Source organism: uncultured Bacteroides sp. (assembly GCF_905207245.1).
In the GTDB taxonomy this organism is placed as follows: Bacteria; Bacteroidota; Bacteroidia; order Bacteroidales; family Bacteroidaceae; genus Bacteroides.
The window spans coordinates 56,009-62,008 of record NZ_CAJLKP010000031.1 but is presented as its reverse complement, the minus strand read 5'-3'; the positions used below and the strand labels follow the sequence as shown (position 1 = coordinate 62,008).

Below are 6,000 nucleotides of genomic sequence, written 5' to 3'. Positions count from 1 at the left end.
GAAGTTGTCAACTAAATCCAGTACAGTACACTTCCTATAATTTAGATTCGTTTCTGCTGCTGGGAACGGCAGTTTCCCCTTATGGAAACTCGCGTTCCCCTTAATGGGAACGCCGGTTTCCTACCATTTGGACACTGCAATTGCTTATTCCTTAGAGGATTAAAGAAGCCTTTGTGAAGCATTAAACGATAATACGAAAATGCATAGCCAATAGGGGATGACAGGGGAGAATAACTGCCGGATAAGAGGTGATGTAGGGAAAAGTTGTAACAAAGTAGAAAAGACTTTTCTTTATGCCAGTTCATTGTCAATATAGCGAATCGCTCTTGCCGGAAAATGTCATTTCTTCTTTCCTTAAACGTCATCCCGAATAAAAAAATACCCGCAGGGGAGGCGGCACTCAGGTAATTAATGAATTATACATGAAGCAATTTCGTATAATTCCGCCGTCTCGCCCTGTGGGCTCCCTCTTTTCACAAAGCGGGTTGAAATAAATTCATATTCCGATAAGAATTTACTTCATTTATCTCTGCATATCAATGATGCCATTGTCCGTATCGCTATTGTTCAATCCCTTGTTTCCGGCTTTGTGCTTGCGGCCAAACTCAAACGTATAACCTACGCGCAGCACAATCATTTGTCCCGTCTCTCTCACAAACGTCTCCGAACGGAAGGGAGCCACTTCACTGATACGTTCTTTTCCCACCTTATAATTATTGGTGAAAGGAAACAGAACACCAATTCCGGCCTGAAAGTTCTGCTTGGCATACATTGCCATAAATGCCGTCTGGTTTTCATTCTTCTTGATAGTTTCGCCGAAGAAGTTGTTCTGCACCTTCCGGAACTGCCCGAGCAATGAGAATCCTTTGTATTGCAGTTGCGCCATCACACTATAATAAAACTCATCGTACGTGTGACTGTATTCCAACCCCTCCGACCAACTGCGGGTATATCCTCCCGAAGCATAAAGCGTCAGGAAATCTTTCAGTCCGAACAGTGTTGCGCCATTGGTGCCAATCATCAGTTCCGCATTCAGGCTTTGGAACGACCGTTGGTTCTCATCTTTCAATATCAGTTTCCCGTCCTCAACGAAGATACTTTCCATGATGGGACTGTCGTAGTACTGGTGGCGCACGCTCAGATTGGCATTGAACTGCTTCTTCGAATAACTGTAAGACAGAGAGTTCGTGAACTGCTGATACGTTTTCAGCAACGGATTACCACGAACTATCTGTATCGTATCTATAGCCTGCTCCACATCCGTCAACGAACCAAGCGACGGTATGGCGGGACTGATATTGAACCGGTAGCGCAGGAAGCCCGCTTTCTTCAAATTGTAACTCAATCGCACGGTAGGCGTGAAAGTATAGTAAGCATGGTCTTCGTCGCTTTCCTTGAACCAGGCGCGCGTCATGCCCACACTACCCGCATAACTGAAGTCCTTCACCTTGCCCTGCACCTCCAGGAAAGCCGATGTCTGCGACTGGTCCATTTTCGAAGTAGTGGGGTTGGAACCTTTGTACTCATTTTCCGTCCTCATCTGATAGTGGCGGACACCGCCGCTCAACTTCACATCCTTGAAGTTCTTTTCGTAAATGGCCTCACCGATGACAGAGCGTTTGTCACCATCCACCAGTGTCTGAATATCCGCCAACGGTGCATGCTTGTCCTTGTACTCCTTATATTTACGGTGGTTCTTGGTGTGGATAAGCGTTCCCGTCACATTCACCTGGATGCTTTGCTGATGGGGTAGGGTATGCTGGAAGTAAAGGTCGAGTGCCGGAGAATAGCTGGATGTGTGGTTATTGACGTATGAATAGATAGACTCCGTGCTGCCCACTGCCCACATCCGGTTCAGCTCGTTCTGGTAAGGAGCGTTGTTTAGGTTATTGCGGAAGATGGCGTTGAAGACATACTTGTCCGCTTTCGTCAGATTGTACGTCAGGTTCAGGTTGTTGATGAAACTGAGTGCAGGGGATTCGTTTTCCATGCCTTCCTTGATACGGTCGATGGTGCGGTCGCCCAGATAAAAGGTTTCGTGAGATTCGAGGCGGCTGTGATACTTACCGTTTTTGTTGAAGTAATCGATGCCCCACTCAGAGTTCTTGTAGTTGAACTTCGCGCTCAGGAAATTCTCTCCCCACAAGGTATGGGGCGAGTCGGAAAGCTGGAAGTTCACCACACCACCCGTTTCGCGGCGACGCAGGATGATGTTTACCACAGCGCCCAGTTCGTCGTCGCCGTATTGTTTGCCGGGGTCTTCAATGAACTCCACGCGTAGCACGTCTTTGGCTCTGATGGCGGCAATTTCCTTGTCCGTCACCTTGATACCGTTGATTCGGGTTTGCACGGCTCCACCGCCGCTGACACTCATGCTGTTGGTGAAGTTATCCACTTGCAGGCGGGCGATGCCAAGGTTGTTCAGCAGGTCGTAGGCACCGAACGAGCGTTTCAGTTGGCTTTCGGTGGGCAGGATAATCTGACGGTCCACCCGTTGAAGCACGTTGCTGGCAGATACGGTTACCTCGCCCAGACTTACAGCATCTTCCTGCAATTGTATGTCGCCCAAGTCGAGATTGTTATTCAGTTTCAGCAGGATGACTTCACTCTGATAGCCGATAAAAGTAATGGCGAGACGGTAACTGCCTGCCTTGATTTTATGGAGAGTGAACTTGCCTTGTGCATTCGAAGTTACTCCGGTCACCAGGGTGGAGTCTGTGGTCCATAGTGATACGTTGGCGGCTGTAATTGCCTCTTGCGAAGCGTCTGTGACGCGTCCTTTGACGGAGAAGTTCTGTGCCTTCGCACTGAGTACACAGAGGATAAACAGTAGTAAAAATAGTTTTGTTTTCATATTTGTTTCTATTAGTAGGTTACTGATTAATTAGGGATACAGATTTCACTCCTCCCCATTGGGGAAGATTTTATATGTTGTATTTCAATTGTTTATACTTTCTTCGTTGAAACGGCGAAAGTTAGGATTGTACGGCGGAATTCAGTTCGTACATCAGAGTAAAAACTTTGACTATGATGAGTACGAAGAGGAGTCCGAAGGTAATCCATAATGCTGTCTTTGCGTATCTCTTCATGAACTGCTGTTTTTAAGTTTATTATATCGTTCTGTTATTTCATCTATGCTGATGCCGAGCAGGTCCATGACGTTGAACAGGTCGGCAAGCTGGTTTTCAAAGAATTCTTTCTTCTGTATCTTCATTACTTTCTTCATGGCATCCTTTGAAAGATAGAAGCCCATGCCCCGTTCGGGATAGATGATGTTCTCCGCTTGCAGGTATTCGTAGGCTTTCAGCACGGTGCGCGAGTTCACGGCAAGCTGCGTGGAAAGCTCCCTGACCGAGACTATTCGTTCGCCCGCCGTCCACTCACGGGTGAGTATCTTGCTGAAACAGAAGTCTACAATCTGTTGGTATATCGGTTTGTTGGTCTTGAAGTCCATAGCTTACAGTTGTTTTTCTTTGAGCAGGAAGTAACTCGATATCCATGTGCCGATGGTGAACAAAGCTGGGGTGGCGTAATTGCAAAAGGCAATGACGGCTTCTCCCGTACTGCTCATCGGAAAGTTATATATAGGATAGGCTATGATATTGGATAACCAGTAGCCTTTGGTGTCAGCAGGGCTGCATAAGTATGTAAATGCGCCAATACTTAGCAGGGCACTGAGGCAGAGGCATAACACGATGAAGGAGCTTATCAGCTTCTGGCGTTTGAAGGCTATGCATCCGATAAAGAATATACCTTGTAACAGACTGTATGTCAGCATCTGGTCTTTTTGAATGATATAAGGTTCTATCTGGCTTCCGAAATATTGCAGATAATCGATTCCTGATAGATTGAATATTCCTTTAAGAACTGCTATCAGTAAGATGCAGAATAACGGGATTATAAGTATATATTTCATCCACAAGTGCAGGAACTTCTCAAAAACGGAAGCGGGCATCAACAAGTATAGTGTGGAGGTTTGTTTGGTGATATTTATCTCCAACAGACAGGGGGCAATACACAAAAACCATAGCACGTAGCGGCTGAGAGAGAAAGCCTGTGTATGTTCGATGTAATAGCTTGAGCCTTTGTTGATGTCATACATCATGCAGAGAAGACAAATGCCCAGCACAATGCCGGCACTCCATAGCAAGTGTTTGCCGGTTTCCTGTTTCTTATACTGTTCCAGCAGGAAGAAACGTTTCAGGTTGAAGGTTGCATTCATATTCTTTGTTTATTTGAACATTGATTTTATCTTTTCCGGCACTTGCAACATTGCCTTGTACAGCAGTTCTATATCCGGTGTATTTTCTTCTTCCTCCTCATTAGGCAATACGGAGAAATATCCGGGTAATTCCTGTTCACTGTAAATGCTGTCTTCGGGCAGACTGTCTGTCCGGACAAAGAGGAGGCGCTGGCTGATTTCGTCCAACGAACGGTTCAGCAAGATTTCGCCTTCGCCGAGGATAATGAGGTGATCCAGCAGGTTCTCGAAGTCGTGTGCCTGGTGAGTGGAGATGAGGAGCGTACTGTCATCATCTATGCTGCGGCTGATGATACGTTTCAGAGCTTGTCGGGATGTGATGTCCAGCCCGTTTGTAGGCTCGTCGAGTATCAGGAGCGGGGTATGCAGTGCAAAGGCATACGCCAGCATCGCCTTTTTCTGCTGACCATAGGAAACTGCGGATAACTTCTGTTTCCTGTCAATCTTCAGTTCTTCAAGATTCTGTTCAAACTCTTTGTGGTTGAAGTGAGGATAGAAAGCAGAATGCCGTGTGGCAAAAGCGGAAATGCTTTCGGAAGGCATCTGCATTTCTTCGGGCAGAAAGAAGTAGCGGCTCAATAAGGCGGGTGCTCTTTTTGCCGGATTCATTCCATCAATGCTGCATTCTCCTTTCCAGGGAAAAAGTAGTCCGCAAAGGAGATGTATCAGTGTGGTTTTACCTACACCGTTCTCTCCCAGAAGTCCGTATATTCCGTTGCCTATTTCCAAAGATATATCATTGAAAATAGGACGGTTAGACTTGTAGCCGTAGCTGACGTTTTCTATCTTTATCATAGTTTCTTAAGTGTTGCACTGATGTACAACACTGCAAACGTAAACGAAGCGGAGGAGAAAAGCAAGGAAGGGGGAGGATTATTAATATATTTTAGCAGTTGGTAGCAACTATAGAATCAGCCATACCGCCATCATGTGGCACACCGAACCTCCCAGTACAAAGAAATGAAATACAGAATGCATATAGCGTTGCCGGAAAGAGTAAAACACTGCTCCGGTGATGTAACAGATGCCTTCACCGATCATCCAGTAGCACGTTCCTGCGGCAACGGCATATAGAGGTTTGAAGGCAACCAGTACGGACAGCCCCATAACGATGAAGCAGATTGTCTCTACATTGCTATGTTCCTCCATTTTGCGGAAACTCACGATGGTGCCGATAATGGCACATAACCAGACAAAACCGAATAATCCCCATCCCCAGGCACCTTCACCCCGTAGTGCTATCAATGTAACGGGCGAGTAACTGCCCGCAATATGCCAATAGATAGCCGCATGGTCCCAGTTCCGCAACCGTTTCTTCCAGGGATTATGGTATTTCAGTGCATGGTAGAGGGTGGAGGCAACGTAAGAACCGAGCATGCCGAAGAGATAGAGCCAGATGCCGAATACAGCCCAGAAGTTTCCACTCTGATAGCTTTTTACGAGAAATATCGTGCCGACAACGACTCCCATCAGGATGCCTGCGGCATGCGAGAGGGTATTTATTCTCTCTTCGGTTTTCGTGTAGAAAAGTCCGTTTTGTTTCTTTTTCCGGATGATGCTCATTTATAAAAGTGCGATGGTTATACTTCCCTTTTTATCTCTTTCATATCATTCTCTGTGTGTTATTGCTTCAATATGAGGCGTTATCTTTATCACTCGACACTGCTTTTGTTGCGCAACATTGCAAAAGTACTTTATTCTTTCCGAAAGAACAAAGGAAGCGGACGGAAAGTTGTTGT

The 6,000-nt window shown here is 46.1% G+C and carries 5 protein-coding genes; all 5 read right to left on the bottom strand.

Annotated elements, in window-relative coordinates; all coding sequences use genetic code 11:
- Positions 1–523: 523 nt before the first annotated feature.
- The 5 genes from QZ135_RS11220 to QZ135_RS11200 all read right to left on the bottom strand — a co-directional run bounded on the left by QZ135_RS11220 (position 524) and on the right by QZ135_RS11200 (position 5,824).
- Positions 524–2,854: a TonB-dependent receptor gene (locus tag QZ135_RS11220; protein WP_294609003.1), complete on the bottom strand. Its 2,331-nt coding sequence runs from the start codon at positions 2,852–2,854 to the stop codon at positions 524–526.
- 231 nt (positions 2,855–3,085) lie between these two features.
- Positions 3,086–3,454, bottom strand: a complete 369-nt coding sequence (locus tag QZ135_RS11215) for a GntR family transcriptional regulator (protein WP_294609001.1) — start codon at positions 3,452–3,454, stop codon at positions 3,086–3,088.
- 3 nt (positions 3,455–3,457) lie between these two features.
- Positions 3,458–4,222 carry a hypothetical protein gene (locus QZ135_RS11210; protein WP_294608999.1) on the bottom strand — a complete coding sequence of 255 codons (765 nt, stop codon included), beginning with the start codon at positions 4,220–4,222 and terminating at the stop codon, positions 3,458–3,460.
- 9 nt (positions 4,223–4,231) lie between these two features.
- Positions 4,232–5,056 (bottom strand): ABC transporter ATP-binding protein, encoded by an 825-nt coding sequence (locus QZ135_RS11205; RefSeq protein WP_294608997.1) that lies wholly within the window; start codon positions 5,054–5,056, stop codon positions 4,232–4,234.
- A gap of 108 nt (positions 5,057–5,164) precedes the next feature.
- A complete protein-coding gene (locus tag QZ135_RS11200; protein ID WP_294608995.1) occupies positions 5,165–5,824 on the bottom strand; it encodes a hemolysin III family protein in 660 nt (219 codons plus the stop codon).
- Positions 5,825–6,000: the final 176 nt, after the last annotated feature.

Excerpts from the sequence above, each read along its gene's own strand:
- QZ135_RS11220 (WP_294609003.1), bottom strand. The coding sequence starts at position 2,854 with ATGAAAACAAAACTATTTTTACTACTGTTTATCCTCTGTGTACTCAGT.
- QZ135_RS11215 (WP_294609001.1), bottom strand. The coding sequence starts at position 3,454 with ATGGACTTCAAGACCAACAAACCGATATACCAACAGATTGTAGACTTC.
- QZ135_RS11210 (WP_294608999.1), bottom strand. The coding sequence starts at position 4,222 with ATGAATGCAACCTTCAACCTGAAACGTTTCTTCCTGCTGGAACAGTAT.
- QZ135_RS11205 (WP_294608997.1), bottom strand. The coding sequence starts at position 5,056 with ATGATAAAGATAGAAAACGTCAGCTACGGCTACAAGTCTAACCGTCCT.
- QZ135_RS11200 (WP_294608995.1), bottom strand. The coding sequence starts at position 5,824 with ATGAGCATCATCCGGAAAAAGAAACAAAACGGACTTTTCTACACGAAA.